The sequence below is a fragment of the Pseudomonas sp. BW7P1 genome, from assembly GCF_024981055.1.
GTDB classification, from domain to species: domain Bacteria; phylum Pseudomonadota; class Gammaproteobacteria; order Pseudomonadales; family Pseudomonadaceae; genus Aquipseudomonas; species Aquipseudomonas bananamidigenes.
In genome coordinates, this window is the sequence record NZ_CP103374.1 from 100,508 (window position 1) to 126,802 (window position 26,295).

The following is a 26,295-nucleotide window of genomic DNA, read 5'->3' on the forward strand; positions in this document are numbered from 1 at the left end:
TTCGTAGTCATTTTGGAATTGGCCAGATCATTCATGCGCACACCCTAGCGATCCTGTATGACAGAAAGATGACAATGCAGTGACGCACCAAATCCGCCGCCAGCAGGGTACTGGCAGTGGATAAAAGAATTCGCGGAGTGTGGGGGCCGGGCCGCTTGCGGGCCGGGCCCCACACGGGAGTCAGGCGGGGTTCACCCCTGACTCAGTTTGTTACTTTTTTGCGACTTCAGCGCCGCCTTCCTGCAGGCCCAGGTCAGCCAGTGCTTTTGCAGCCACTTTGGCTGGCAGCGGGATGTAACCGTCCTTCACCACCACTTCCTGACCCTGTTTCGACAGGACCAGCTTCACGAACTCGGCTTCCAGCGGGGCCAGAGGCTTGTTCGGGGCCTTGTTCACGTACACGTACAGGAAGCGGGACAGCGGGTACTTGCCGTTCAGGGCGTTTTCTTCGGTGTCTTCGATGAAATCGGTGCTGCCTTTCTTCGACAGAGCAACGGTTTTCACGCTGGCGGTCTTGTAACCGATACCCGAGTAACCGATGCCGTTCAGCGAGGAGCTGATCGACTGCACAACCGAAGCCGAGCCTGGTTGTTCGTTGACGTTAGGCTTGTAGTCGCCTTTGCACAGGGCTTCTTCCTTGAAGTAGCCGTAGGTGCCGGATACCGAGTTGCGACCGAACAGTTGCACCGGCTTGTTGGCCAGGTCGCCGGTCACGCCCAGGTCGCCCCAGGTTTTCACGTCGGCCTTGGCGCCGCACAGACGGGTGGACGAGAAGATCGCGTCAACCTGTTCCATGGTCAGGTGCTGGATCGGGTTGTCCTTGTGTACGAACACCGCCAGGGCGTCCACGGCAACCGGGATGGCGGTTGGCTTGTAGCCGTATTTCTGCTCGAAAGCTGCAAGTTCGGTGTCCTTCATCTTGCGGCTCATAGGGCCCAGGTTGGAGGTGCCTTCGGTCAGCGCAGGTGGCGCGGTGGCGGAGCCGGCGGCCTGAATCTGGATGTTTACGTTCGGGTATTCTTTCTTGTAGTTCTCGGCCCACAGGGTCATGAGGTTGGCCAGGGTATCGGAGCCGACGCTGGACAGGTTGCCCGACACACCGGTGGTCTTGGTGTAGCTCGGGATCGACGGGTCAACAGCGGCGAACGCGTTGGCGGTCGCAACGCCAGCAGCGACAAAAGTCATTGCCGCCATCAAACGCTTCAGTTTCATGCCTTACTCCTAGCAGATAGGGGGTGTTAAGTCGGGGCCAAGTATCAGCAGGCCGTGTGAACACTCTATGGCTGAAATATGACAATTGGATGAAAGGCCAGCATCCGAGATGCCACAAAAAATGAATTCCGCGACAGGTTGACAAATCAAAGACAATATATAGCCTTGTCAACCACGAGAGGAACTCATGATAAACGACCGAATTCGTCGCGCCCGCCTACAAAGAGGCCTCACCCTTGAGGCGCTTGCGGCCCAGCTTGGCGACATCACCAAACAAGCGTTAAGCAAATATGAGAAAGGGTTGAGCACTCCAAACTCTTCTCGCCTGCTGCAACTGGCCAAGGCACTTCAGGTCAGCCCCGAATATTTTTTCCGCGCAGAGGGTATTGCGCTGGCACCTCTGGAGTTTCGAAAACTGGCCAGAATGCCCAAATATCGCCAAGCCCAAGTGGAAGAAAAAATTCGGGAACATCTCGAACGCTACATTTCGCTTGAGCAATGTTTTGATCCAGCAGATATCCAGACCCCTGCCACCCCCGCGCAGATGCTTACGGTGTCAACCCTCGAAGAGGCTGAGCTGGCGGCCGAAAAGCTTCGCCAGTTTTGGGGAATCGGAAGCGATCCAATTTCCAATCTGACTGAGCAACTGGAAGAGCACAGCATCAAGGTTGCAATGCTCAATGGCCCAGATGATTTCGACGGTGCTTGTGCTGCTACCGCTGACGGCGAACATGTATTAATTGCTTTGAATGCTGACCGTCCGGGTGAGCGGATCAGATTTACCGCTGCTCATGAACTTGGTCATTGGGTTATGGCATTGCCTGAAGACATGCCAGAGAAAGACAAAGAAAACTGTTGCCACCGTTTTGCAGGCGCATTTCTCTACCCTGCCAAAAGCGTAACCGGCGATTTCGGCAGTCATCCCCGGTCCAGAGTCCACCCACGAGAGCTACTGATCGCCAAACGCCAATACGGAATATCAATGCACGCTGCGTTGAGACGACTGAAGGATTTGAAGCTGCTTAGCGAAAGCGGGTACAAGTCCCTCACTATTCAGTTCAGTGCCAATGGCTGGCGCAAGGCCGAGCCTGAACCTATGCCATGCAAACCACCCCAACGCTTTGACTCGCTGGTGTTTTGGGGACTGGCGGAAGGATTGATCAGCAAGTCGCGGGCTGCTGAACTACTGCGCAAACCAGTGAGCGCACTTGATCCCAATTTCCTGGGCTCACTGGAGAGTGCATGAGTCTGATCTACATCAGTGATACGAATATCTGGATCGACTTCAGAAATGCCGGGTTACTGGAGCAGATGTTCAGCTTGCCGTTTACGCTGTGTTGCACTGACTTCGTAATGTACGAACTCGACGACTTTTCACACGACGAACTGCTCGACCGAGGATTGATCGTCGAATCGTTCGATGAGGCAGGTGTAAAACGATTGTCGAGGTTGAGGATTGAACACAACAACAGCTCTTTAGCCGACGTCTCCTGCTACCTGCTTGCACAGGAAACGGGCCGTCCTTTACTCACCGGAGATGGCAGGTTGCGCCGCCAGGCCCAAAGAGATGGGCTACAGGTTCACGGCGCGCTATGGCTGCTCGACTTAATGGTAGAACACCAAGTCATCGACGAAACAGAAGCCGCAATTGCTTTGGCTCACATGCTTGCGCATGGTGCTCGACTGCCGGTTGGCGAATGTGAAACAAGGCTTTCGCACTGGCGAAAGCCCTGAGTTCTGGAACTGAATCAGCGTCCCTTCTTCCACAACCACGCACCCACCAGTATCCCCATCCCGCAAAGCACCGCCACATAATAGGCAGGCCCCATCGCACTTTCTTTCAGCAGCAGGCTGACCACCATCGGGGTCAAGCCGCCAAAGATCGCGTAGGCGACGTTATAAGAGAAGGACAGACCGCTGAAGCGCACCACCGGCGGGAATGCCTTGACCATCACGTATGGCACTGCGCCAATGGTGCCGACCAGGAAACCGGTCAGCGCATACAGCGGGAACAGCCAGCCCGGGTGATCGGCGAGGCTGTGATAGAAGGTCCAGGAACTGGCCAGCAGACCCAGGCAGCCGAACACGAACACACGACCGGCACCGAAGCGATCCGCCAGTGCGCCGGAAATGATGCAACCGAAGCTCAGGAATACGATGGCCAGGCTGTTGGATTGCAGCGCCACCGTCGGCGAGAAGTGATAGACCGTCTGCAGCACGGTCGGGGTCATCAGGATCACCACGACGATGCCGGCGGACAGCAGCCAGGTCAGCAGCATCGAGACCGCGATGGCCCCGCGATGGTCACGCAGCACCGCGCGCAGCGGCACTTCTTCGGCCAGGGCCTTGCGCAGCTGCAGTTCGGCGAACACCGGGGTTTCGTGCAGCCAGCGGCGCAGGTAGACCGAGAACAGGCCGAACACGCCGCCGAGCAGAAACGGAATCCGCCAGGCGTAATCCGAAACCTCCACCGGCGTATAAATGCTGTTGATCGCGGTGGCGACCAGCGAACCGAGCAGGATGCCCGCCGTCAGGCCGCTGGTCAGAGTGCCGCAGGCATAGCCGATGTGCTTGCCGGGTACGTGTTCGGAAACGAAGACCCATGCCCCGGGCACTTCGCCGCCGATCGCCGCCCCCTGGATCACACGCATCAACAACAGCAGGATCGGCGCCCACAGGCCGATCTGCGCGTACGTCGGCAGCAGGCCCATGATCAGGGTCGGGACGGCCATCATGAAGATGCTCAGGGTGAACATCTTCTTGCGCCCCAGCAGGTCGCCGAAGTGCGCCATGACGATACCGCCCAGCGGCCGCGCCAGGTAGCCGGCGGCAAAAATGCCGAAGGTCTGCATCAGGCGCAGCCACTCGGGCATGTCGGCGGGGAAGAACAATTTGCCGACCACGGTGGCAAAGAACACGAAAATGATGAAATCGTAGAACTCCAGCGCACCGCCCAAGGCCGATAGCGACAGAGTCTTGTAGTCATTGCGGGTCAGGGGTCGTGCGGGCTGGTCCGGCTGCGCGATGCTCGAGGGCGCTGTGGTCATGGCAAGGTCTTCTCTTATAGTCGGATCTGCCGCCACAACAACGCTGGCTGTGGCTCCGGCAGGTTCGGCACCATAGCAAATTGTTCGAAAAAGCACATAGAGGCGCGCATTTGACGGCCGAAATGAGAACCGGATGGTCGTCGCGGAGTCTACCGACCGATATACTCGCAATCCTGCTCCGGCTTGTAAGGGGTTGCTGTGCGAAAACGTCGTTGGTCGCCCTGGTGCGTGGATCCAGCCGGTTTCGCAGAGTTTCCCTTCAGTTGCCTTATGGAAAACGTGACGAACGTAGTATGTTCGGTGCTGAATCGTTTTTCCTGAAGACGGCTACCACCAGCGATACCAAACGAAGAGTCACGGGTCCGAGGCACCCCCGGCATGATAGAACTCGAACAAGAAGATCCGATCCCGCAAGGCGACCTGGCCCTGCAAATCACCGCACTTCCCCGCGAAACCAACGGCTTTGGCGATATTTTCGGCGGCTGGCTGGTGGCGCAGATGGACCTGGCCGGTACGGCGATGGCCAGCCGCGTCGCCGGCGGTCGTGTCGCGACCGTTGCCATCGATCGCATGGCGTTTCTGGTGCCGGTGGCCGTCGGCGCGCAATTGTCCTTTTATACCCAGACCCTGGAAATCGGCCGCAGCTCGATCCAGATGATGGTCGAGGTGTGGAGCGACGATCCGTTGTCCAGCGAGTGGCGTAAAGTGACAGAAGCCGTGTTCGTGTTCGTGGCCATCGATGGCAGCGGTCGCACTCGTTCGGTTCCACCGCGCGCACGTTAAACCTTGCGCCCGTTCGCAGGTCGATAGTCGTCCCCAGTTGCTGATTCGAGAGTTGCCCCATGAACACGCCCAATGTTGAAGCCGTGAAACTGGATGAACTGAACTGCTGGCGCATCCGCCACGGTCAGGCCGAAGTGCTGGTGGCCCAGCAAGGCGCGCACATCCTCAGTTATCAGGTGGACGGCCAGCCGCCGCTGATCTGGCTGAACGACAAGGCCGTGTTCAAGACCGGCAAAAGCATCCGCGCCGGCGTGCCGGTGTGCTGGCCGTGGTTCGGCGTCTTCGCCCGCAACCCGCAGAGCGTGCAGGCGATGCGTGTCAGCGAAGAGCCGGCGGCGGCTCACGGCTTTGTCCGGGCAACGGACTGGGAACTGGGCGGCATCGAAACCGAGGGCGAAAGCCTGAAGGTGGAATTCGCCCTGCCCTGCCCCGAAGGCGGGTTTCCCGGTTGGCCGCATCAGGTTGACCTGACGCTGACCCTGCGCCTCGACGATCAGTTGCACATCAGCCTGACCAGCCACAACCGTGGCACCGATACGGTCAGCATCAGCCAGGCTCTGCACAGCTATTTCGCCGTCAGCGATGTGCGCAACGTGCGCGTTGAAGGGGTCGAGGGTCTGGATTACATCGAGACGCTGGACGACTGGAACACTCACCACCAGCAAGGCGATCTGCGTTTTGCCGGGGAAACCGACCGCATCTACCTCGATGCTCCGCCGCACTTGAGCATCGTCGATCCCGCCTGGGAGCGGCGCATCCTGCTGACGGCAACCGGCTCACGCAGCGCCGTGATCTGGAACCCGTGGATCGACCGTGCCGCCGCGTTCAGCGACATGGACAACGACGGCTGGCAGCGCATGCTGTGCATCGAGACGGCGAATGTGATGGATGACGTGGTGACCCTGGCACCGCAGGCCAGTCACACCCTGGGTGTCAGCGTCGGTTCCAAATCGCTTTAAACCCTGGTGCAAAACAACTGTGGGAGCGGGCTTGCTCGCGAAGGCGTTGTGACAGACAAATCGATGTAACTGGCACTCCGCTTTCGCGAGCAAGCCCGCTCCCACATTGGGTTCTGCGCCAAGCCTTAGAGATCGGACTCCTGCACCACCCGCACCTTGTCGGCGTCCAGCGCATAAGCCGCATCGGCCAGGTCATTGCTGACCTTTTCGATCTTCAACGTGCCGGTCACCCACAGCGGCGTGTAGATGTCATCCAGCTTCAGACCCTTTGGATAACGCACCAGCACCAGTTGGTTCGGCGGCGGTGGCGGCACGTGGATGCAGGCGCCCGGGTACGGCACCAGGAAAAACAACGTGCTACGGCCCTTGGCGTCGGATTCCAGCGGCACCGGGTAACCCCCGATGCGGATGTGCTTGTCGTTCATCGACGCCACGGTCTTGGTCGAATACATCACCGCCGGCAAACCCTTGGCCTGCTTCATCCCGCCTTTCTGGGTGAAGGTGCCGGTGGCTTCCGGGGAGTTGTGGTCGATTTCCGGCATGGCCTCGAGGGCTTTCTGATCCGACTTGGGCATCAGCTCCAGCCAGTCGGTTTCCGGCAGTTCGCCGGCATGGGCCAGACCGCAGCCCAGCAAAAGGAGAGTCAACAGAAAACGGCGCATGAAGATGCTCGTAGAAGGAGGAAACGGTAAATCGCCGAGCATTCTAGCCCTCTCCCCAGGTTTGGCGGAGAGGGCCTTGTCGCTTTGGATCAGTTCTTTTTGATCAGGCCGTAGATCACCAGCAGGATGATCGCACCCACCAGCGCGCCGAAAAAGCCTGCGCCCTGACCCGCCTGATAAATGCCCAGGGCCTGGCCGCCGTAGGTGGCTGCCAGCGAACCGCCGATACCCAGCAGGATGGTCATGATCCAGCCCATGCTGTCATCACCCGGTTTGAGGAACCGCGCCAGCAGGCCGACGATCAGGCCGATAAAGATGGTTCCGATAATTCCCATGGCATTTCCCTCTGAATTGGTCGTTATGCAAAAGCCTAGTCAGACTTTGGCATCCTGCCATCAGAGAACGGCGGCCCCGTAATGGTTCCGCCGCTGCCAGATGAAACTCTCGTTACTCGGCGATCAGTGCCTCGACCTTGAGGATCTGCTGCTCGAGGGTCGCCTTGTCCTTGCAGCGCAGGTTGGCGTGACCGACCTTGCGTCCGGCCTTGAAGGCCTTGCCGTAGTGATGCAGATGGCAATCGTCGATGGCGATGACCTTTTCAACCGGCGGCACGACGCCGATGAAGTTGAGCATCGCGCTCTCGCCGACCTTGGCGGTCGACCCCAGCGGCAGACCGGCAACGGCCCGCAGGTGGTTTTCGAACTGACTGCACTCGGCGCCTTCGGTGGTCCAGTGCCCGGAGTTGTGTACGCGCGGGGCGATTTCGTTGGCCTTGAGGCCGCCGTCGACTTCGAAGAATTCGAACGCCATCACGCCGACATAGTCCAGTTGCTTGAGCACGCGGCTGGAATAGTCTTCAGCCAGGGCCTGCAGCGGGTGATCGGAACTGGCGACCGACAGCTTGAGAATGCCGCTCTCGTGGGTGTTGTGCACCAGTGGATAGAATTTCGTCTCGCCATCGCGGGCCCGCACGGCGATCAGCGACACTTCACCGGTGAATGGCACGAAGCCTTCCAGCAGGCACGGCACGCTACCGAGTTCAGCGAAGGTATCGACCACATCTTCAGGCTTGCGCAGGACTTTCTGGCCCTTGCCGTCGTAACCCAGGGTACGGGTTTTCAGCACGGCCGGCAGACCGATCGACGCGACGGCGGCGTCCAGGTCGGCTTGCGACTGGATGTCGGCGAACGCCGGGGTCGGAATCCCCAGGTCCTTGAACATGCTCTTTTCGAACCAGCGGTCGCGGGCGATACGCAGGGCTTCGGCGCTCGGGTAGACCGGTACGAATTGCGAAAGGAAGGCCACGGTTTCGGCCGGGACGCTTTCGAACTCGAAGGTCACCAGATCGACTTCATCGGCCAATTGGCGCAGATGATCCTGATCGCCGTAATCGGCCCGCAGGTGTTCGCCCAGCGCAGCGGCGCAAGCATCCGGCGCCGGGTCGAGGAATGCGAAGTTCATGCCCAGCGGAGTACCCGCCAGGGCCAACATGCGACCCAACTGGCCGCCACCGATTACACCGATCTTCATCTCGACACCCTCAGGCAATACGTGGGTCTGGATTGTCCAGGACGCTGTCTGTCTGCTCGGCACGGAAGGTCTTCAGTACCGCGTGGAATTGTGGATGCTTGGCGCCCAGGATACTCGCCGACAGCAGCGCAGCGTTGATCGCGCCGGCCTTGCCGATGGCCAGGGTGGCAACCGGGATGCCCGCCGGCATCTGCACGATCGACAGCAGCGAGTCGACGCCCGAAAGCATGGACGACTGCACCGGCACGCCCAGCACCGGCAGGTGAGTCTTGGCCGCACACATGCCTGGCAGGTGGGCTGCGCCACCGGCACCGGCGATGATCACCTCGATGCCGCGGCCTTCGGCCTCTTCGGCGTACTGGAACAGCAGATCCGGGGTGCGGTGGGCGGAAACCACCTTGACCTCGTACGGGATGCCGAGCTTTTCCAGCATATCGGCGGTGTGGCTAAGGGTGGACCAATCGGACTTGGAGCCCATGATCACGCCAACCAGTGCACTCATCGTCGCGCCTCTTCTCTCTGGGCGCCCGCAGGCGCGTCAAAAACAACAAGCCACGCAGATCGCGTGGCTTGTTGTAGGAAAAATGGCCGGACGAACCGGCCGAAGGCCGCGCAGTATACCGCAAAGAAAGCAATAAACAGCCCCCGTTGCGACCATCTGTCATCTGCCGCAAAAGCCCGGTTTTATTGACTCGAAGGTCAGTGAACGAGACAGATTTCACGCACCGGCCGTACCGTGTGCCGCGCCGCCTTCCAGCTTGCGCCACAACAGCCGCACGTTGGCCTTGCGCACCAGCGCACAGCGGTACAGACGAATTTCCAGCGGCACATGCCACTGCGGGCCGCCGCACACCACCAGTTCGCCCCGGGCCAGTTCGTTCCGCACGCTCAATTGCGGAACCCAGGCGATACCCAGGCCTTCCAGGGCCATGCTTTTCAGACTGTCGGCCATGGCGGTTTCATAAATCGTGGTGAAACGCAGCTGACGCTGACGCAGCAAACCGTTCACCGATCGCCCGAGAAACGCTCCGGCGCTGTAGGCCAGCAGCGGCACGCTGGCGTCACCTTCCAGATCGAACAACGGCTTGCCGTTGGCGTCCGCCGCGCACACCGGGAGCATTTCGGTCTGGCCCAAATGCAGCGAGGGGAAGATTTCCGGGTCCATCTGCATCGCTGCATCCGGGTCGTAGAACGCCAGCATCAGATCACAGCCACCCTCACGCAGCGCGTGCACGGCATCGCCGACGTTGGTCGCCACCAGCCGCGTGGCGATGTTCAGGCCTTCGTTACGCAGTTGCGCAATCCAGCGCGGGAAGAAGCCCAACGCCAGCGAGTGCGCCGCCGCGACCTGGATGACTTCGCCCTGCCCGCCTTCCAGATGATGCAAATGGCGCAGCACTTCGCCGAGCTGTTCGACCACAGTGCGCGCGGTCACCAGAAACAGTTGCCCTGCCGCCGTCAGCTCCACCGGCGTGCGCGAGCGGTTGACCAGCGTCAAGCCGAGCGCGGCCTCCAGGCTGCGGATCCGCCGGCTGAACGCCGGCTGGGTCACGAAGCGCCGTTCGGCCGCCTGCGAAAAGCTGCGGGTAGCGGCCAAAGCACTGAAGTCTTCAAGCCATTTGCTTTCCAGATTCATCACGTCCTCCCGGACACGCACCAAAACAGGTCACACGTCTGCCGCGCACGCGGCGTCACACGGGCATTATGCCGAATATGCATAGGGCAGTGTTTAACAGCATTGGCCCAAAAAATCGCAGAAGCCTAGGATTCGCAGCGTTCCGGCACAGACCGGGTCCATATCGAGATGATTTCCATCATGTCCTCCGCTGCATCTTTCCGCACAGAAAACGATCTGCTTGGCTCCCTTGAAGTCCCTGCTGAAGCGTATTACGGCATCCAGACCCTGCGAGCGGTGAACAACTTCCGCCTCTCCGGCGTTCCGATTTCGCATTACCCGAAACTGGTTGTCGGCCTGGCAATGGTCAAACAGGCCGCCGCTGACGCCAACCGTGAGCTGGGCCACCTGAGCGAGGCCAAGCACGCTGCCATCAGCGAAGCCTGTGCACGTCTGATCCGCGGTGATTTCCACGAAGAGTTCGTGGTCGACATGATTCAAGGTGGCGCCGGTACGTCCACCAACATGAACGCCAACGAAGTGATCGCCAACATCGCGCTGGAAGCGATGGGTCACCAGAAAGGCGAATACCAGTACCTGCACCCGAACGACGACGTCAACATGGCGCAGTCGACCAACGACGCCTACCCGACCGCGATCCGCCTGGGTCTGCTGCTGGGTCACGACGCGCTGCTGGCCAGCCTCGACAGCCTGATCCAGGCGTTCGCGGCCAAGGGTGAAGAATTCAATCACGTCCTGAAAATGGGTCGTACCCAGCTGCAGGACGCCGTGCCGATGACCCTGGGTCAAGAGTTCCGCGCCTTCGCCACCACCATGAGCGAAGATCTGGCCCGTCTGAAGACGCTGGCTCCGGAAGTCCTGACCGAAGTGAACCTGGGCGGCACCGCGATCGGCACCGGCATCAACGCCGACCCGCGCTATCAGGCCCTGGCGGTACAGCGTCTGGCGCTGATCAGTGGTCAACCGCTGGTACCGGCTGCCGACCTGATCGAGGCCACCTCCGACATGGGCGCTTTCGTGCTGTTCTCCGGCATGCTCAAGCGTACGGCGGTCAAGCTGTCGAAGATCTGCAACGACCTGCGCCTGCTGTCCAGCGGCCCGCGCACCGGCATCAACGAAATCAACCTGCCGGCGCGTCAGCCAGGCAGCTCGATCATGCCAGGCAAGGTCAACCCGGTCATTCCGGAAGCCGTGAACCAGGTGGCCTTCCAGGTCATCGGCAACGATCTGGCGCTGACCATGGCGGCCGAAGGTGGCCAACTGCAACTGAACGTGATGGAGCCGCTGATCGCTTTCAAGATCCTCGACTCGATCCGCCTGCTGCAACGCGCCATGGACATGCTGCGCGAGCACTGCATCGTCGGCATCACCGCCAACGAAGCCCGCTGCCGCGAACTGGTCGAACACTCGATCGGTCTGGTTACCGCGCTGAACCCGTACATCGGCTACAAAAACGCCACCCGCATCGCCCGTATCGCGCTTGAAAGCGGCCGCGGCGTGCTGGAACTGGTGCGCGAAGAAGGTCTGCTCGACGATGCCATGCTCGCCGACATCCTGCGCCCGGAAAACATGATTGCTCCGCGTCTGGTGCCTCTGAAGGCCTGACCCGACGCGTTACTCGTAGCACCGCTCACCAGGTCGAGGGACTAGACACCTCTCACCTTTTGAGGGCTTGGGGGACTCTCCCCAAGCCCTTTTTTTTAACTGTTTAAACCTGAGAACCGTATGTATGAAAGCTGGCCGAACACCGGCTTTCAGACAAACCCGACGCCGGTAACGTCGGGTGTTTCAAAGCTTCGTTTCGTCGCTTGCACCACAACCGTGCAGACGGGCGCCGCACTGATCGGTATAGTGCCGCCCCTCTTCGCGTGAGCGGTCGTCGGTAACGAGGCCATAACCCATGCGAAACCCGAACTAATAACAAACCCGCGATATGGAACCGGGACGAACCTTCGCCTCGCCTGATGTGCCGCACGCACACCGGTGTAACGCGATGTTTCCAACCATCCAGTATTTGCTTACACAAAAAACAGCGAGGAAAAATCCATGCTCGAAGTCATCAACGACTTCCTCTCAGGGAAAGTACTGATCGTGCTCATTGTCGGGCTCGGTAGCTACTTCACGATTCGCTCGCGTTTCGTCCAGTTGCGTCACTTCGGCCACATGTTCGCGGTGTTCCGCGACAGCCTCAAAGGCAACGCCGGTCAACTCAGCTCGTTCCAGGCCCTGATGCTCAGCCTCGCCGGCCGTGTCGGTGCGGGCAACATCGCCGGTGTCGGCATCGCTGTGACCCTCGGTGGTCCGGGCGCCGTGTTCTGGATGTGGGTGACCGCTCTGGTCGGCATGTCCAGCAGCTTCTTCGAATGCACCCTGGCCCAGGTCTACAAGCGCGCCGACGGTGACGGTCTGTATCGTGGCGGTCCGGCCTACTACATCCAGCACGGCCTGAAGCTCAAAGGCATGGCAGTGGTGTTCTCCATCCTGCTGCTGGTGACCTACGGCTTCGCCTTCATCGGCCTGCAGTCCTACACCGTGACCCATTCGCTGCAGAACGCCTTTGCCTTCGACCCGCGTCACACCGGTATCGTCCTGGCGGTGCTGCTGGCCATTACCTTCATCGGTGGCATCAAACGCATCGCTGCGGTGTCCGACCTGCTGGTACCGATCAAGACCCTGGCCTACATCGCCGTGACTCTGTATGTGATCGGCACCCAGATCGAACACGTGCCGGCCATGCTGGAAACCATCTTCAAGAGCGCCTTCGGCCTCGACCCGGCTTTCGGTGGTCTGCTTGGCAGCGCCATCGTCATGGGCGTGAAGCGTGGCGTATTCGCCAACGAAGCGGGCCTGGGCAGTGCGCCGAACGTCGCTGCCGTGGCGGCTGTGAAGCACCCGGGCGCCCAGGGCGTGGTCCAGGCCTTCAGCGTATTCCTCGACACCTTCGTGATCTGTACCTGCACCGCGCTGCTGATCCTGCTGTCGGGCTTCTACACGCCGGGCTTCGAAGGGGACGGTATCGTCCTGACCCAGAACTCGCTGGCCGCCGTGGTCGGTGACTGGGGCCGCCTGTTCGTCAGCGTGGCACTGTCGCTGTTCGTCTTCACCTGCATCCTCTACAACTACTACCTGGGCGAAAACAGCCTGCAGTTCCTCAGCCGCAACCGCGCTGTGCTGATGACGTTCCGTGGCCTGGTACTGGCGCTGGTGATCTGGGGTTCGATGCAGGACCTGTCGACCGTGTTTGCCTTCGCCGACATCACCATGACCTGCCTGGCCTTCGTCAACCTGATGGCCCTGGCCATGCTGTTCAAGGTCGGCCTGCGTGTGATGCGCGACTACGACGAGCAGCGCCGTGCCGGTGTCGACCAGCCGGTGTTCGACGCCAGCAAGTTCAGCGATCTGGACCTGGACCTGAAGGCCTGGCCGACCGACTCCTCGGTTGCTGCCAAGGCGGACGCTCAGGCGCAAGGCATTCCTGCAGCGCAACGCTGATGGGTGAATGACGGGCGCATCCCCTGCGCCCGTCAGTTAAAGTGCAATGCATTACCTGTGGCAGCGGGCTTGCTCGCGAATGCGGTGAATCAGTCGAAACATCTTTGGCTGACACACCATTCGCGAGCAAGCCCGCTCCCACATGTCATCTCTTGTGGAGACCTTCAGATGATTGCCAACTCCTACCCTGCCGCCCGGCACGTCATGGTGCTGTACACCGGTGGCACCATCGGCATGCAGGCCAGCGCGAACGGCCTGGCCCCGGCCTCCGGTTTCGAAGCGCGGATGCGCGACTACCTGCACAGCCAGCCCGAGCTGATCGTGCCGCAGTGGCGCTTTCGCGAAATGGCGCCGCTGATCGACAGCGCCAACATGACGCCGGCCTACTGGCAACAACTGCGCGAAGCCGTGGTCGACGCCGTCGATGTGCAAGGCTGCGACAGCGTGCTGATCCTGCACGGCACCGACACCCTGGCCTACAGCGCCGCCGCCATGAGCTTCCAGCTACTGGGCCTGAATGCCCGCGTGTGCTTCACCGGCTCGATGCTGCCGGCCGGCGTCACCGACAGCGACGCCTGGGAAAACCTCAGCGGCGCACTGGTCGCCCTCGGCCACGGCCTTGCGCCGGGCGTGCATCTGTATTTCCACGGCGAGCTGCTGGCTCCGACCCGTTGCGCAAAAGTGCGCAGCTTCGGCCGTCATCCGTTCAAACGTCTGGAACGTCAGGGCGGCGGCGTGAAAGCCACGTCCCTGCCGGCAGCACTGAACTACAACCAGCCGAAGCAACTGGCCAGGGTTGCAGTACTGCCACTGTTCCCGGGCATCGGCGCCGAGATCATCGACGGTTTGCTCGTCAGCGGCATTCAGGGTCTGGTGCTGGAGTGCTACGGCAGCGGCACCGGGCCGAGCGACAACCCGGAGTTTCTCGCCAGCCTCGGTCGGGCGCAGGATAAAGGTGTCGTGGTGGTTGCGGTCACGCAGTGTCATGAGGGCGGCGTGGAGCTGGATATCTACGAAGCCGGCAGTCGCTTGCGGGGCGTTGGCGTGCTGTCCGGTGGCGGCATGACTCGCGAAGCAGCGTTCGGCAAGTTGAATGCCTTGCTGGGTGCAGGTCTCGAGACGGCTGAAGTGCGGCGTCTGGTCGAACTCGACCTGTGCGGCGAGTTGGTCTGAGACCACGTCACCCCCCTGTGGGAGCGGGCTTGCTCGCGAAATCGGTATGTCAGATACGTTGATGTCGTCTGACACAACGCATTCGCGAGCAAGCCCGTTCCCACAATTGACTCTTCGTCCGGCATGTAACTTGCTGCCGTTTCCAGCACCCCAAGGCTGGAAGATCCCATGCTCCACTCCCACCTCACAACGCTCAATGCGGTCTCGTTGATCCTCAACACCTTCAAGACCGAAGGCCTTTCCAGCGAAGCACTGCTGGCCGGCAGCGGCATCAGCGCGGCGGATCTGAGCCGGGCCGACACCCGCATCACCACCAATCAGGAAATGCAGGTGTGCGCCAACGCCGTCGCGCTCAAGCACGACATCGGCCTGGAGCTGGGCCGACGCATGCATGTTTCCTGCTACGGCATCCTCGGTTACGCACTACTGACCTGTGCCACCTTCGGTGACGCCTTGCGGCTGGCGATCCGGTATCCGGCGCTGCTGGGAACACTTTTCGAACTGAGCATGGAGGACGACGGCGAGCGCGTCTGGTTCGTCGCCGCCGATTACCGCGAGAGTCCGGCGATGGCCGTGTTCAATGCCGAGTTCTGTCTGGTGTCGCTGAAAGTCATCTGCGACGACCTGCTCGGTCATTCACTGCCACTGCTGGCCGCCCGCTTCGAACACGCCGCTCCGGACTACCGCGACAGCTACGCCGAACACTTCAATGCCCCTCTGCACTTCGGTGCCAGGGACAATGCCTTCGCTTTCGACCGGCGCTGGCTCGACCAACCGCTGCCACTGGCCGACATCATTACCCACCAGGCCATGGCCGAGCGGTGCCGCAAACAGAACACCGAGTTCACCGGTCGTCAGGCGTGGCTCGGGCGTATCCGCCAGCTGCTCAGCGCGCAACTCAACGCCGCGCCGGGGCTGGAAGGTCTGGCGCAGCAGATGAATTGCTCGCCGCGCACGCTGCGACGACATCTGAAAGACATGGGTTGCAGCTATCAGGAACTGCTCGACGAACTGCGCTTCGAGCGAGCCAAGCAGATGCTCTGCGAGGATCAGCTACCCATCTACCGCATCGCCGAAACCCTGGGTTTCAGCGAGACCGCAAGCTTCCGCCATGCCTTCGTGCGCTGGAGCGGCGTGGCGCCCAGTCAATTCCGCCCACACGGTTAAACCGTCCAGGGGCGATATCAGGTCAGCATTTTTGGCCACATCGATCCCCTTTTGGCCTCTCTGGCCATTCTCCGATTCGCCCCGCGCCGCAACACTGGGATCAACCGAATCAGCCCCTGCGGAGAACAACAAATGCTGACGATCTACTCTGACGATCACCATCTGCACCATGGCCGCTGCGAATTGATCGACGGCCAGCTCAAGCCTTGCTTCGAGATGCCGTCCCGCGCCGACCACGTGCTGCAACGGGTAAAAACCCAAAACCTCGGCCCGGTCGAAGCGCCGAAGGATTTCGGCCTCGGACCGATCGAGCGCATCCACAGCCGCGATTACCTCGATTTCTTCAAAGGCGCCTGGGCGCGCTGGACCGAATTCAACACCGACGGCGACTTGCTGCCTTACACCTGGCCGGCGCGCACCCTGCGTCAGGTCAAACCCACCAGCCTGCACGGCCAGCTTGGCTATTACAGCTTCGACGGCGGCGCGCCGATCACCGCTGGCACCTGGCAAGCGGCGTACAGCGCAGCGCAGGTTGCGCTGACCGCGCAAGCGCAAATCCAGCGGGGCGCCCGCAGCGCCTTCGCTCTGTGCCGTCCACCGGGACACCATGCCGCCGGTGATTTGATGGGCGGCTATTGCTACCTCAACAACGCTGCCATTGCCGCCCAGGCATTCCTCGACCAGGGCCACAAGAAGGTCGCGATCCTCGACGTCGACTATCACCACGGCAACGGCACCCAGTCGATTTTCTATGAGCGCAGCGACGTGCTGTTCACCTCGATCCACGGGCACCCGGAAGCGGAATTCCCGTTCTTCCTTGGTTACGAGGATGAGCGCGGCGAAGGGGCCGGCGAAGGCTTCAACTTCAACTATCCGCTGCCGGCGGGTTCCGGATGGGATGTCTGGAGCGCTGCACTGGAACAGGCCTGCCGGGAGATCGAAAACTTCGGTGCCGACATCATCGTCGTGTCGCTGGGTGTCGACACCTTCAAGGACGACCCGATCTCGCAGTTCAAGCTCGACAGTCCGGACTATCTGGCCATGGGCAAACGCATCGCCGCCCTCGGCAGACCGACCCTGTTCGTGATGGAAGGTGGCTACGCAGTGGAAGAAATCGGCATCAATGCGGTGAACGTGCTGGAAGGTTTCGAGTCATGAAAAGTCTCAAGCATTTCATCGCTCCCGCGCTGTGCGCGGTGCTGCTGAACGGCGTGGCCCACGCCGAAGAACGCACCCTGCGCGTCTACAACTGGTTCGACTACATCACCCCCAAGGCACTGGAGGATTTCAAGGCGCAGAACAGTCAGACCAAACTGGTCTACGACATCTTCGACACCAACGAAGCGCTGGAAGCCAAGTTGCTGACCGGCAACTCCGGCTACGACGTGGTGGTGCCATCCAACGTGTTCCTGGCCAAGCAGATCGAGGCCGGGGTGTTCCAGCCGCTGGATCGCAGCCAGTTGCCGAACTGGAACCACCTCGACCCGAAACTGATGAAGCTGATCGAGGCCAACGACCCGGGCAACAAATTCGCCGTGCCGTACATGTATGGCACCATCCTGATCGGCTTCAACCCGACAAAGGTCAAGGCTGCCTTGGGTGACAACGCGCCGGTGGACAGTTGGGATCTGATCTTCAAGGAAGAAAACATCAGCAAGCTCAAGCAATGCGGCGTCGCTCTGCTCGACTCGCCGTCGGAGATCCTGCCGCTGGCCCTGCAACATCTGGGTCTGGATCCCAACAGCAAGAACCCGGCGGACTACGCCAGGGCCGAAGCGTTGCTGATGAAGATTCGTCCGTACGTGACCTATTTCCATTCGTCCAAATACATGGCCGACATCGCCAACGGTGACATCTGCGTCGCGGTCGGCTATTCGGGCAGCTTCTCGCAAGCCGCCAACCGTGCCAAGGAAGCGAAGAACGGCGTGGTGGTCGACATGCGCCTGCCGAAGGAAGGCGCGCCGATCTGGTTTGACATGCTCGCCATCCCGAAAGGCGCGAAGAACCCGCAGGACGCCTACACCTTCATCAACTACCTGCTGCAACCGCAAGTGATTGCGCCGGTCAGCGACTTTGTCGGCTATCCGAACCCGAACAAGGACGCCACCGAACACGTCGATCCGGCGATCCGCAACAACCCCAACCTGTACCCGACCGAAGCGGCGATGAATACGCTCTACACCCTGCAGCCGCTGCCGCGCGATGCGGAGCGGGCACGAACCCGGGCGTGGACCAAGATCAAGTCCGGCACCTGAGACAGAGAGGCCGCGACTGACAACATCGAGCGACCCGCGCCTGCGCGGGTCCTTCTTTACCTCGCCCCTGAAACACCGAACGACGATTACACCGCGGCGGAGCGTTTATCTCCGTTACCGCCAGGCCTGTTCCAGGCGCCTCAAAGCGGCCGTGATGCCGGCCTCGGGCACCGCTGCAAATCCCAGAACCAGTCCGGCTCGCCGGTCCATGGGGCTGTCCGAATCCGGCAACCAGTAACTGCTCAACCCGTTGATCTCGACATCAGCCCGGGCGGCGCTTTCGACCAGCGCCTGCTCCCGGGCCAATGAATCGACCGCGACCGTCAGGTGAAGCCCTGCCGCGACGCTCGGCAGGCTGCCGACACCGGGCATGCCTCGAGGCCACCCCGCCAACAGGGTGTTACGGCGGCTCAGCGCCGCACGGCGCATTCGTCGGATGTGTCGCTGGAAGTGCCCCGCGGCCATGAACTCGGCCATCACGGCCTGGGTGCTCACTTCCGAATGCCGCACATCCACCGCGCGCCGTTGCGTAAACGCTCGCACCAGTCCTGGCGGCAATACCAGATAGCCCAGACGCAGCGCCGGAAACGCGACTTTGCCGAAAGTGCCGACGTACAGCACGCGCCCCTGGCGATCGAGCGCAGCCAACGGGGCCAACGGTGCACCGGTATAGCGATATTCGCCGTCGTAGTCGTCCTCGACGACCCAGCCGCCGGTACGCTCCGCCCAGGCCAGCAGTTCCAGGCGTCGTGCCAGGCTCATCACCACGCCGGTCGGGTATTGATGCGACGGCGTCACATAAGCCACCCGGCAATCCTCGGCAGCGGCCAGCGCCGCACAGTCCATGCCCTCCTCGTCCACGGCAATGCCGCGCAGGCGACCGCCGGCCAGCGCAAAGGCATGACCCGCTGCGCGGTATCCGGGATTCTCGATGCCCACCCCCGCACCCGGTTCCACCAGCAACTGTGCACAAAGGCTGATTCCCTGCTGGGCACCACTGGTGATCACAATTTGTTCAGCCGAGCACTGCATGCCACGAGAGCTGCGCAAATAGGCCGCGACCAGACCGCGCAGACGCGCATCACCTGCCGGATCGCCATAACACAATTGCTGCAGATCGGGCTTGCGCCAGAACGCCGCGTTCAGCTTGGCCCAGACGTCGAACGGGAACAGATCATAGGCCGGAACACCGACGCGAAACGCCCGTGGCGGTCCGCTCGGCGGCAGGGGCAAATGGTTATGTTCCAGCCGCTGTAACGCACCACTGTGGACAACTTTGCTGGATGAATAGACAGTGGAATCGACGGATTTTGTGGATAAGTCTGTGGGCAACCCTGTTGAAAAGCCTGTGGATACTTGTGTGGACAGTTTTTTCGTCGGCGTTATCGATTCGGGCAACTGCGCCACGTAAGTACCGTCCCCGACCCGCCCTTCGATAAATCCTTCGGCATATAACTGATCGTAAGCCCGCACCACACTGTTGCGGGAGACCGACAGCGCGGCGGCCAGATCCCGGCTGGCCGGCAAACGGGTTCCGCTGGCCAGACGCCCGTCCAGCACCCGCAGGCGCAGTGCCTGATAGAGCTGACGGCTGAGTCCTTTGCGGCGGTCGAGCTCGATGCCGGCAGGATTGAACGACAACGACAGTGTGGTCGGATCGGGCATGGCAATGGACCTATGAAATTGGTCTTCAATGGCTCTTACAACAGACCAATAGCCTGCCTACGATGCAGGCATTCGCCAAGGAAAATCTCTCCATGTACACGCCCCGCGCCTTTGCCATCGACGACTTGTCCCAACTGCACGAACTGATCCTCGCCACCCGCCTCGCCATCCTGGTGACCCACGGTGAGCACGGTTTGCAGGCCAGCCATGTGCCGGTGCTGCTGCATCGCGAACAAGGTCCGAACGGTACGTTGTACGGGCATCTGGCCAAGGCCAATGGGCAATGGAAGGACCTGCGCGACGGCGCCGAAGCCATGGTGGTTTTTCCAGGTGCCGATGCCTATGTCAGCCCGGGCTTTTACCCGAGCAAGGCCGAACACGGCAAAGTCGTACCGACCTGGAACTACGTCGCCGTGCACGCCTACGGCCACGCCGAAACCTTCAGCGATGGCGGTCGCCTGCTGGACATCGTCAGCACCCTCACCGATCGCCATGAGGCTGGCCGTGCCGAGCCCTGGTCGGTCGACGATGCCCCGGCCGACTACATCGACGGCATGCTCAAGGCCATCGTCGGCTTTGCCATCCCGATCGACCGCCTCGAAGGCAAGCGCAAGCTCAGTCAGAACCGCAGCCCCGCCGATATCGCCGGCGTACGCGAAGGCCTGGCCGCCAGCTCCGACATCAACGATCAAACCCTCGCTCACCTGATGCGTTAAGGAAATCACCATGAGTCAGATCGACATCCGTCCGGTCAGCGCCGCCGATCACGCGGCCTGGCTACCGCTGTGGCAGGCCTACCTGCGCTTCTACAACACCGAGCTGCCGGACACCGTCAGCCAAAGCACCTGGCAGCGTTTTCTCGACCCGAACGAGCCGACTCACGCCGCACTCGCCTGGGCCGACGGCAAAGCGGTGGGCATGGTGCACTTCATCTACCATCGTTCGAACTGGAGCATCGAGAACTCCTGCTATCTGCAGGACCTGCTGGTGGAGCCGAAATCCCGTGGCACAGGCGTGGGACGCCTGCTGATCGAACACGTTTACGGCACGGCCAAGGCCGACGGGTGCTGCAAGGTGCACTGGCTGACCCACGAAACCAACGCCACCGCGATCCAGCTCTACGAGCGCATCGCCGAACGCCCGGGTTTCATCCAGTTTCGCAAAGCCATTTAAGGATCCACGCGCATGACGATTTCTCTCGCTGACTGGAAAGGCGTTCCACCGCCTTCGACCACCCTGATCGAAGGCCGCTTCATTCGCCTGGAAAAACTCGACCCGGCGCGCCACGGCGACGACCTGTTCAACGCTCTGCAAGGCCCCGGCGCCGATCCGAAACTCTGGGATTACTTGCCCTACGGCCCGTTCCCGGAACGCAGCGCTTTCAATGACTGGCTGAACAACCATGCGGCCCACAGCGATCCGTATTTCTTCAGTGTCATCGACCGCGCCAGCGGCCAGGTGCAAGGCATTCTCAGTCTGATGTCGATCGTCCCGGCTCATGGCCGTATCGAAATCGGCCACGTCACCTTCGGCGCCCCCATGCAGCGCTCGCCGAAAAGCACCGAGGCGGTGTACCTGCTGGCCAAGGAATCCTTTGCCCTCGGCTACCGCCGCCTCGAATGGAAATGCAACAACGGCAACGCCCGCTCCAAGTACGCGGCCGAGCGCCTGGGTTTCAGCTTCGAAGGCGTGTTTCGCCAGCACATGGTCGTGAAAGGCCGGAACCGCGATACCGCGTGGTATTCGATTCTGGATACGGAATGGCCGTCCATCGCGGCAGGGTTCGAGCGCTGGTTAAGCGATAAGAACCAGACGGCCGAGGGGCAGGTGAAGGGGTTGGTCGAGTGCCGCGCCTGAAACTCGATCGACACTGATCGGGTTGCGGGTTCAGCTGTCGTTTCGCCGAACCCGCACCACCCCCATCTTCAGTCCGAACGGGCGGAACACGGCATTCAACGATTTCAATGTCTGATTACCCTCCCCGTGCTCGATGTGCACCAGCGTACGTACCGAAATCCTGCACATCTTCGCAAACTGGGTCTGATGCAACCCGGTGACCTCCACGCGCAAACGGCGAACGGCTTCACCGATCTCCACGGTTCCCTGAGCCAGTGCTTCTTGAATGCTTTCGATGAGCACGGTGCGCTCGGCGACGGTCATGCTCATTTCAAATCCCAGTCTTTCAAACGTTGCTCCAGGTTTTTCAAGTGAACGCCCGGATGATTCATCGTCCGGTCAGGCAAACCGCTGGCGCTCAAAATATCCGGCAACTCGGCCAGGCACTGCGCATCTTCACGCAAGCGCTCGAAAGACTCCGGCGCGTCGGACAATGCCAATGGGTCATCCGGATCGGAAATGTCCGCCAATGCGCGGCAAACACCCCGCCAATCAACATCACCCGCCCTCTCCAGCTCTTTTGGCCACTTGGTCGTGCGGGTCACACCTTCATCATCCATGACCATGGGGGCCAGATCATAAATGGGGGCCAGACGATACGAGTCGACATCACGAATGATTGCGGTGTTGCGACCGTGATTGTCCGAGTTGCCAAGAATCTTGTTGATCAGATCCCGACGTAAATAGTCTGCGACAAGTGCCGGAATCTCATCCGCTTGCCCCGCTTCGCGCCAGAGCCTGGCGAGCATGCGAATGACATCCATATGGTTCATCGCACTGCCCGGCGTCGTCACTCCGGCCAGTGAGTAGATCGACTCCACAGCAAAACGCTCTACACCTCGCTCAGTCACCTGACGATCAAAACGCTGCATCCACAAGCTCGGCTTGCTCGCTTCCTCTAACGCCAGACCTTCCGCTGCGACGGTCTCGATACCCAGTGCCTGAAGCGCCTGGTAGTAATGGAATTCGCTGCGCAGGATGTCTTGATCGGTTTGACTGCCTTTATTCCGGGCAAATTTCACAGACCAGTGCTGACGGACGTTTCCATCCTCCAGCACTGCATCGGGGTACAAAAAACCGGCACGATCCTCAGCCAGAAGAATCTTGGGCGCTTCACCTCCGGCTCCCGTCGCACCGCCAATCGCAGCCCCCATTTCGTAGGCGTATTCAAGAAACCGGTGGTCACGGCTGACGACATCCTGGCGCTGAAACCCTATGGGTTTGCGCTCGTCGACAGCCTCGGCTGATTCCTTTATCCGCATATTGCCGATCGGAGCCGGGGTGCAGCGTCCGAGCAGATAAAGATCAGCACTGATGTCTGCAGGTTTCTCCTGCCCCAGACGTGCGAGAAGAAACCTTTTGGCAGCGCCTGCCGGTGCAATGTCATGCACGAACGCAGGCGTGATGGATCGCCGGCCTTCCCAATCCAGCGGATACGACGCACTCACGGCCCTGGAAAACGCAGAGCCAATGGCCTCATGGTTTTCGACCAGATACGCCGACTCGTAACCAAAGCTGCAACGGCTTTCGAAGCCTTTTTCGGGCGAGTCGAAACTCAACACCATCGCGTCGTGCCATTTACCGGCTTCGAATATCTGCAATGTCAAATAATGCATGCGGCCCTTATCTGCAATTAAATGCACCCCAGCGAATATTTAGTGAATCAGAACTGCAATATAGTGCATTTTTGGAGATCAAGATGACCCTTTATCTGCATTAAAGTGCAGACAAGGCGATCAAATTTCTCGACGAATGCAAAATAATGCATATGCAGCCGAGTTCATCACGGACATCATTCTGTAAACCCCATTCGCTATACAGAACGCCCTCTCTAATAACTAAAAGGACGTTCTCCCCATGCCGCTCCCGCCTCAGCGCCTGTCGCTTGCCACCGCCCTGCTGATCGCCACCAGTGCCGCCCACGGCAAGAATGTCGTGATCGACACCGCCACCACCGCGTCGCAGACATTGGGCGGCAGTGACACCCTGACGATTTCGGCGCCGGGCAGCATCACCAACAGCGGCAAGGCCGTAAGCCTCAAGGACGGCACCCGCGGTGCCGGCGTGATCATCGACAATGCCGGCAAGATCATCTCCACCGGTGGCCGGGCCATCGACAGCAGCGGCGACCTGACCCAGGCACGCAACTACGCGATCTACAACCGCAGCGGCGGGCAGATTCTCGGCTCCAACGACGCGATTCGCATCGACAGCAACTTCGTCAGCGGCAGCCTGTTGATCGACAACAGCGGCACCATTCGTTCGACCACAGGCCAGGGCCTGGATCTGGATGCGCTGCGCAGCGACGGCGTGAAGACCACGCTCATCAACCGCGCGGGCGGACTGATTCGTGGCGACGCCAGCGACGGCATGAAGACCGGTGCCAACGCGACCATCAGCAACTACGGCGAGATATCGACCGGCGACTCGCTCAACGCCGACCAGAAGTTCGACGGCATCGATATCGACAGTGCAACCGGTGTCAGCGTGACCAACTACGGTGTGATTTCCGGTGGACGCCACGGCATCACCACCGACCTTGGCGCGACGCTGGTCAACTACGGGCAGATCACCGGGCGCAATGGCTCGGGTTTCGGCTCCGATGGCGACGGCACGGTGATCAACCACGGCACCCTCACTGGCGCGTATTCCGGGTTGCAAGCCAATGGCGATGGTGACGGCGTGGATATCGACAAGATCGCCCACATCGAAAACTACGGCACCATCCAGGGCGTCGGCGCCGGCGGCGTGGACAAGGGTGGTTTTGCCAACGGCAGTGAAGGCATCGCCCTGGGCGGCGGTTACATCCTCAACGCCAAAGGTGCACTGATCAGCGGCGCCAACAGCGCGATTCTGGTGGACGACGGCAGCGGCGGCTCGGGGCTGGCGGCCACCACGCTGGAGAACTACGGCACCATTCAAGGGCTCGACGGTTTCGGCGTGAAGTTCGTCGGTGAATTCGCCGACAACGTGATCAACGGCGGCACTCTCAGCGGCAGCAACGGCCTGGCGCTGGATCTGGGCGGCGGCAACGACAGCCTGACCCTGCGCAGCGGCAGCCGGTTTACTGGTGTGGTCGATGGCGGCACCGGTTATGACCGCGTGGTGATGGACGATGCGGCGGGCGGCAGCTTTGGTAACAGCCGCAATTTCGAATGGCTGGAGGTCAAACAAGGCGCCTGGACACTCACAAGCAGCGGCGATTTCAGCGACGGCGGTGCCGTGCGCAATGGCGCCACCCTGATCAACCAGGGCGGCATCGCCGGCAGCCTGACCGTAGACGCCGGCGGCGTTTATGCCGGCGGTGGCTCAGTGGACAACCTCAATGTGAAGGGTACGTTGCGCACCGACACCCGACTCGGCACCGCGACAGTCGTGCACGACTTGAACATGGGCAGCGCATCCACCCTCGCTTACGGTGTCAATGCCGATGGCAGCAGCGCACCGGTCCAGGTCGGCGGCACTGCCAACCTCAACGGTGCGACGCTCGCGGTCAATCCCGGCACCGGCACCTATCCATGGCAGAGCCGATACACGGTGTTGCAGGCTGCGCAGGTCAACGGCACGTTCGGTGCGGTCACCAGCGACTACGCCTTTCTCACCCCGACGCTTGCTTACTCGCCGACTCAGGTTGATCTTACCTACACCCGCAATGATGTGGCGTTCAATGAATTCGCCGTCACCGGCAACGGCCGCAACGCCGCCAACAGCCTGGCCTCGATAGGCAAGAACAACGTGCTGTACAACGCCTTGCTCAACACCACTCAAAGCGGTGCCCCAGCGGCCATCGAGCAACTGGCCGGCGCCAGCAACGCCAACCTGACCAGCGCCACCCTCGGCGCCAGCAGTCAGGTGGGCGGCAGCATGCTTTCAGCGATGCGGCAAATGGGTGGCAGTCCCGGCTTGATGGTCGGCCTCGATCAGCGTGACACACCGATCCTCGCCGCCAACGGCGTACCGTCCGAAGCGCGCAATCTGAATGACCCGAACGCTCGCGGACGACTCTGGCTACAAGCCATCGGCGGCTACGGCAAGCTCGATGGCGAACACGGCAACGGCAGTCTCGAGCAGCGCACCAGGGGCAGCGTGCTCGGTGCCGATTGGGCGCTGAATCCACAATGGCGACTGGGCATTCTTGGTGGGTATTCGAAGACCGATCTGGACGCCACCGGTGTCGACGGCAATGTCGAGAGCTGGCATGCCGGGGTCTACGCCCAGCATCAGAATGGCCCGTTCGCAGTGCGCCTGGGCGCGGCTTACAGCGGTCATCAAGGCGAAAGCAAACGCACGGTCGCGTTCAACGGTTTCAGCGACCGCCCCAAAGGCGATTACGACGCCAACAGCCAGCAGGCCTTCGCCGAACTCGGCTACGCCATGGGCAGCGGCCGGCTCAGCGCCGAACCTTACGCCAGCCTCGGCTACCAGCGTTATCACCGCGACCGCTATCAGGAAAAGGGCGGCGCGGCGACGTTGCAGGTCGACAGCCAGACCCAGGACAACTTCAGCAGCACCTTCGGCGTACGCCTGGCGCACCTCGGCTCACTGGACAATGGCATGAGCCTGACACCACGGATGGCGGCCGGCTGGAAGCACACCTATGGAGATGTCAGCAGCTCGACCCGCCAGGCGTTCGTTGTCGGCGGTACGGCGTTCAGCGTCGATGGCAGCTCGCTGGATCGTGACAGCCTCGTCCTCGAAGCAGGGCTGGATCTGGGTGTTTCGGCACGGCAGACGCTCGGGCTCGGCTACAGCGGCGAGATCGGTAACAACAGTCGCAATCACGTATTGATCGGGCAATGGCAGATGAGTTTCTGAGGT

Annotated in this window: 24 protein-coding genes; 14 read left to right on the forward strand and 10 right to left on the reverse strand. The window is 61.0% G+C overall.

Annotation, left to right across the window (positions count from 1 at the left end; translation table 11 throughout):
* Window positions 1-210: 210 nt before the first annotated feature.
* Entirely contained in the window at window positions 211-1,212 is a 1,002-nt protein-coding gene (locus NWV16_RS00490; protein WP_065258236.1) for a phosphate ABC transporter substrate-binding protein PstS, read from the reverse strand.
* Between the two features lie 187 nt (window positions 1,213-1,399).
* On the opposite strand from NWV16_RS00490, the gene NWV16_RS00495 reads away from it, so the two are divergent.
* Together NWV16_RS00495 and NWV16_RS00500 are read left to right on the forward strand one after the other, a co-directional pair.
* On the forward strand, window positions 1,400-2,458 hold the full coding sequence (locus NWV16_RS00495; protein WP_260521555.1) for an XRE family transcriptional regulator: 1,059 nt from the start codon (window positions 1,400-1,402) through the stop codon (window positions 2,456-2,458).
* Window positions 2,455-2,946 carry a type II toxin-antitoxin system VapC family toxin gene (locus tag NWV16_RS00500; RefSeq protein WP_260521556.1) on the forward strand — a complete coding sequence of 164 codons (492 nt, stop codon included), beginning with the start codon at window positions 2,455-2,457 and terminating at the stop codon, window positions 2,944-2,946. The genes NWV16_RS00495 and NWV16_RS00500 overlap by 4 nt, the downstream gene beginning before the upstream one ends.
* 14 nt (window positions 2,947-2,960) lie before the next feature.
* Here the strand turns inward: NWV16_RS00500 and NWV16_RS00505 are convergent, their stop codons facing one another.
* Window positions 2,961-4,259, reverse strand: coding sequence for an MFS transporter (locus NWV16_RS00505; RefSeq protein WP_260521557.1), 1,299 nt, complete (start codon window positions 4,257-4,259; stop codon window positions 2,961-2,963).
* A 378-nt stretch (window positions 4,260-4,637) separates the two neighbouring features.
* Between NWV16_RS00505 and NWV16_RS00510 the strand changes: the two genes are divergently transcribed.
* Together NWV16_RS00510 and NWV16_RS00515 are read left to right on the forward strand one after the other, a co-directional pair.
* On the forward strand, window positions 4,638-5,042 hold the full coding sequence (locus NWV16_RS00510) for an acyl-CoA thioesterase (RefSeq protein ID WP_003229628.1): 405 nt from the start codon (window positions 4,638-4,640) through the stop codon (window positions 5,040-5,042).
* A gap of 59 nt (window positions 5,043-5,101) precedes the next feature.
* On the forward strand, window positions 5,102-6,001 hold the full coding sequence (locus NWV16_RS00515; protein WP_260521558.1) for a D-hexose-6-phosphate mutarotase: 900 nt from the start codon (window positions 5,102-5,104) through the stop codon (window positions 5,999-6,001).
* A gap of 125 nt (window positions 6,002-6,126) precedes the next feature.
* Here the strand turns inward: NWV16_RS00515 and NWV16_RS00520 are convergent, their stop codons facing one another.
* The 5 genes from NWV16_RS00520 to NWV16_RS00540 form a co-directional block, all read right to left on the reverse strand.
* On the reverse strand, window positions 6,127-6,663 hold the full coding sequence (locus tag NWV16_RS00520) for a DUF3299 domain-containing protein (RefSeq protein ID WP_065260865.1): 537 nt from the start codon (window positions 6,661-6,663) through the stop codon (window positions 6,127-6,129).
* Window positions 6,664-6,752: 89 nt separating this feature from the next.
* Window positions 6,753-6,998, reverse strand: coding sequence for a GlsB/YeaQ/YmgE family stress response membrane protein (locus NWV16_RS00525; RefSeq protein WP_065260866.1), 246 nt, complete (start codon window positions 6,996-6,998; stop codon window positions 6,753-6,755).
* Window positions 6,999-7,110: 112 nt separating this feature from the next.
* Window positions 7,111-8,193 carry a 5-(carboxyamino)imidazole ribonucleotide synthase gene (locus NWV16_RS00530; protein ID WP_065260867.1) on the reverse strand — a complete coding sequence of 361 codons (1,083 nt, stop codon included), beginning with the start codon at window positions 8,191-8,193 and terminating at the stop codon, window positions 7,111-7,113.
* Between the two features lie 10 nt (window positions 8,194-8,203).
* A complete protein-coding gene (gene purE / locus NWV16_RS00535; RefSeq protein ID WP_003229641.1) occupies window positions 8,204-8,695 on the reverse strand; it encodes a 5-(carboxyamino)imidazole ribonucleotide mutase in 492 nt (163 codons plus the stop codon).
* Between the two features lie 216 nt (window positions 8,696-8,911).
* Window positions 8,912-9,829: a LysR substrate-binding domain-containing protein gene (locus NWV16_RS00540; RefSeq protein WP_260521559.1), complete on the reverse strand. Its 918-nt coding sequence runs from the start codon at window positions 9,827-9,829 to the stop codon at window positions 8,912-8,914.
* A gap of 180 nt (window positions 9,830-10,009) precedes the next feature.
* Between NWV16_RS00540 and aspA the strand changes: the two genes are divergently transcribed.
* The 6 genes from aspA to NWV16_RS00570 all read left to right on the forward strand — a co-directional run bounded on the left by aspA (window position 10,010) and on the right by NWV16_RS00570 (window position 17,916).
* Complete coding sequence (gene aspA / locus NWV16_RS00545) at window positions 10,010-11,434, forward strand: aspartate ammonia-lyase (protein WP_065260932.1); 1,425 nt, start codon at window positions 10,010-10,012, stop codon at window positions 11,432-11,434.
* Between the two features lie 441 nt (window positions 11,435-11,875).
* A complete protein-coding gene (locus NWV16_RS00550; RefSeq protein ID WP_260521560.1) occupies window positions 11,876-13,321 on the forward strand; it encodes an alanine/glycine:cation symporter family protein in 1,446 nt (481 codons plus the stop codon).
* 168 nt (window positions 13,322-13,489) lie between these two features.
* Complete coding sequence (locus tag NWV16_RS00555; protein ID WP_260521561.1) at window positions 13,490-14,494, forward strand: asparaginase; 1,005 nt, start codon at window positions 13,490-13,492, stop codon at window positions 14,492-14,494.
* Between the two features lie 168 nt (window positions 14,495-14,662).
* Complete coding sequence (locus tag NWV16_RS00560; protein ID WP_260521562.1) at window positions 14,663-15,661, forward strand: AraC family transcriptional regulator; 999 nt, start codon at window positions 14,663-14,665, stop codon at window positions 15,659-15,661.
* A 132-nt stretch (window positions 15,662-15,793) separates the two neighbouring features.
* Window positions 15,794-16,819, forward strand: coding sequence for a histone deacetylase family protein (locus NWV16_RS00565; RefSeq protein WP_260521563.1), 1,026 nt, complete (start codon window positions 15,794-15,796; stop codon window positions 16,817-16,819).
* Window positions 16,816-17,916 (forward strand): polyamine ABC transporter substrate-binding protein, encoded by a 1,101-nt coding sequence (locus NWV16_RS00570; protein WP_260521564.1) that lies wholly within the window; start codon window positions 16,816-16,818, stop codon window positions 17,914-17,916. The genes NWV16_RS00565 and NWV16_RS00570 overlap by 4 nt, the downstream gene beginning before the upstream one ends.
* A gap of 114 nt (window positions 17,917-18,030) precedes the next feature.
* Here NWV16_RS00570 and NWV16_RS00575 read toward each other — a convergent pair whose 3' ends face one another.
* The gene (locus NWV16_RS00575) at window positions 18,031-19,581 is read right to left on the reverse strand and encodes a PLP-dependent aminotransferase family protein (protein WP_260521565.1); all 1,551 of its coding nucleotides are present in this window, start codon (window positions 19,579-19,581) and stop codon (window positions 18,031-18,033) included.
* Window positions 19,582-19,673: 92 nt separating this feature from the next.
* Between NWV16_RS00575 and NWV16_RS00580 the strand changes: the two genes are divergently transcribed.
* Genes NWV16_RS00580 through NWV16_RS00590 form a run of 3 tightly spaced genes read left to right on the forward strand, consistent with a single transcriptional unit; the run spans window position 19,674 to window position 21,438 of the window.
* The gene (locus tag NWV16_RS00580) at window positions 19,674-20,297 is read left to right on the forward strand and encodes an FMN-binding negative transcriptional regulator (RefSeq protein WP_260521566.1); all 624 of its coding nucleotides are present in this window, start codon (window positions 19,674-19,676) and stop codon (window positions 20,295-20,297) included.
* A gap of 10 nt (window positions 20,298-20,307) precedes the next feature.
* Window positions 20,308-20,754, forward strand: a complete 447-nt coding sequence (locus tag NWV16_RS00585) for a GNAT family N-acetyltransferase (RefSeq protein ID WP_260521567.1) — start codon at window positions 20,308-20,310, stop codon at window positions 20,752-20,754.
* 12 nt (window positions 20,755-20,766) lie between these two features.
* Window positions 20,767-21,438, forward strand: coding sequence for a GNAT family N-acetyltransferase (locus NWV16_RS00590; RefSeq protein WP_260521568.1), 672 nt, complete (start codon window positions 20,767-20,769; stop codon window positions 21,436-21,438).
* Window positions 21,439-21,468: 30 nt separating this feature from the next.
* On the opposite strand, the gene NWV16_RS00595 is transcribed toward NWV16_RS00590, so the two are convergent.
* Both NWV16_RS00595 and NWV16_RS00600 read right to left on the reverse strand, forming a co-directional pair.
* Window positions 21,469-21,747, reverse strand: a complete 279-nt coding sequence (locus NWV16_RS00595) for a helix-turn-helix domain-containing protein (protein ID WP_260521569.1) — start codon at window positions 21,745-21,747, stop codon at window positions 21,469-21,471.
* Window positions 21,744-23,093, reverse strand: a complete 1,350-nt coding sequence (locus NWV16_RS00600) for a HipA domain-containing protein (RefSeq protein WP_260521570.1) — start codon at window positions 23,091-23,093, stop codon at window positions 21,744-21,746. Before NWV16_RS00600 ends, NWV16_RS00595 begins: the two co-directional genes overlap by 4 nt.
* Before the next feature lie 241 nt (window positions 23,094-23,334).
* On the opposite strand from NWV16_RS00600, the gene NWV16_RS00605 reads away from it, so the two are divergent.
* The gene (locus tag NWV16_RS00605) at window positions 23,335-26,292 is read left to right on the forward strand and encodes an autotransporter domain-containing protein (protein WP_260521571.1); all 2,958 of its coding nucleotides are present in this window, start codon (window positions 23,335-23,337) and stop codon (window positions 26,290-26,292) included.
* Window positions 26,293-26,295 lie beyond the last annotated feature (3 nt).

Bases quoted from the DNA above. Each gene is read 5' to 3' on its own strand.
- NWV16_RS00515 (WP_260521558.1), top strand. From the start codon at position 5,102: ATGAACACGCCCAATGTTGAAGCCGTGAAACTGGATGAACTGAACTGC.
- NWV16_RS00540 (WP_260521559.1), bottom strand. From the start codon at position 9,829: ATGAATCTGGAAAGCAAATGGCTTGAAGACTTCAGTGCTTTGGCCGCT.
- NWV16_RS00580 (WP_260521566.1), top strand. From the start codon at position 19,674: ATGTACACGCCCCGCGCCTTTGCCATCGACGACTTGTCCCAACTGCAC.
- NWV16_RS00560 (WP_260521562.1), top strand. From the start codon at position 14,663: ATGCTCCACTCCCACCTCACAACGCTCAATGCGGTCTCGTTGATCCTC.
- NWV16_RS00575 (WP_260521565.1), bottom strand. From the start codon at position 19,581: ATGCCCGATCCGACCACACTGTCGTTGTCGTTCAATCCTGCCGGCATC.
- aspA (WP_065260932.1), top strand. From the start codon at position 10,010: ATGTCCTCCGCTGCATCTTTCCGCACAGAAAACGATCTGCTTGGCTCC.
- purE (WP_003229641.1), bottom strand. From the start codon at position 8,695: ATGAGTGCACTGGTTGGCGTGATCATGGGCTCCAAGTCCGATTGGTCC.
- NWV16_RS00500 (WP_260521556.1), top strand. From the start codon at position 2,455: ATGAGTCTGATCTACATCAGTGATACGAATATCTGGATCGACTTCAGA.
- NWV16_RS00565 (WP_260521563.1), top strand. From the start codon at position 15,794: ATGCTGACGATCTACTCTGACGATCACCATCTGCACCATGGCCGCTGC.
- NWV16_RS00600 (WP_260521570.1), bottom strand. From the start codon at position 23,093: ATGCATTATTTGACATTGCAGATATTCGAAGCCGGTAAATGGCACGAC.
- NWV16_RS00585 (WP_260521567.1), top strand. From the start codon at position 20,308: ATGAGTCAGATCGACATCCGTCCGGTCAGCGCCGCCGATCACGCGGCC.
- NWV16_RS00530 (WP_065260867.1), bottom strand. From the start codon at position 8,193: ATGAAGATCGGTGTAATCGGTGGCGGCCAGTTGGGTCGCATGTTGGCC.
- NWV16_RS00520 (WP_065260865.1), bottom strand. From the start codon at position 6,663: ATGCGCCGTTTTCTGTTGACTCTCCTTTTGCTGGGCTGCGGTCTGGCC.
- NWV16_RS00525 (WP_065260866.1), bottom strand. From the start codon at position 6,998: ATGGGAATTATCGGAACCATCTTTATCGGCCTGATCGTCGGCCTGCTG.
- NWV16_RS00590 (WP_260521568.1), top strand. From the start codon at position 20,767: ATGACGATTTCTCTCGCTGACTGGAAAGGCGTTCCACCGCCTTCGACC.
- NWV16_RS00490 (WP_065258236.1), bottom strand. From the start codon at position 1,212: ATGAAACTGAAGCGTTTGATGGCGGCAATGACTTTTGTCGCTGCTGGC.
- NWV16_RS00505 (WP_260521557.1), bottom strand. From the start codon at position 4,259: ATGACCACAGCGCCCTCGAGCATCGCGCAGCCGGACCAGCCCGCACGA.
- NWV16_RS00605 (WP_260521571.1), top strand. From the start codon at position 23,335: ATGCCGCTCCCGCCTCAGCGCCTGTCGCTTGCCACCGCCCTGCTGATC.
- NWV16_RS00570 (WP_260521564.1), top strand. From the start codon at position 16,816: ATGAAAAGTCTCAAGCATTTCATCGCTCCCGCGCTGTGCGCGGTGCTG.
- NWV16_RS00510 (WP_003229628.1), top strand. From the start codon at position 4,638: ATGATAGAACTCGAACAAGAAGATCCGATCCCGCAAGGCGACCTGGCC.
- NWV16_RS00555 (WP_260521561.1), top strand. From the start codon at position 13,490: ATGATTGCCAACTCCTACCCTGCCGCCCGGCACGTCATGGTGCTGTAC.
- NWV16_RS00595 (WP_260521569.1), bottom strand. From the start codon at position 21,747: ATGAGCATGACCGTCGCCGAGCGCACCGTGCTCATCGAAAGCATTCAA.
- NWV16_RS00550 (WP_260521560.1), top strand. From the start codon at position 11,876: ATGCTCGAAGTCATCAACGACTTCCTCTCAGGGAAAGTACTGATCGTG.
- NWV16_RS00495 (WP_260521555.1), top strand. From the start codon at position 1,400: ATGATAAACGACCGAATTCGTCGCGCCCGCCTACAAAGAGGCCTCACC.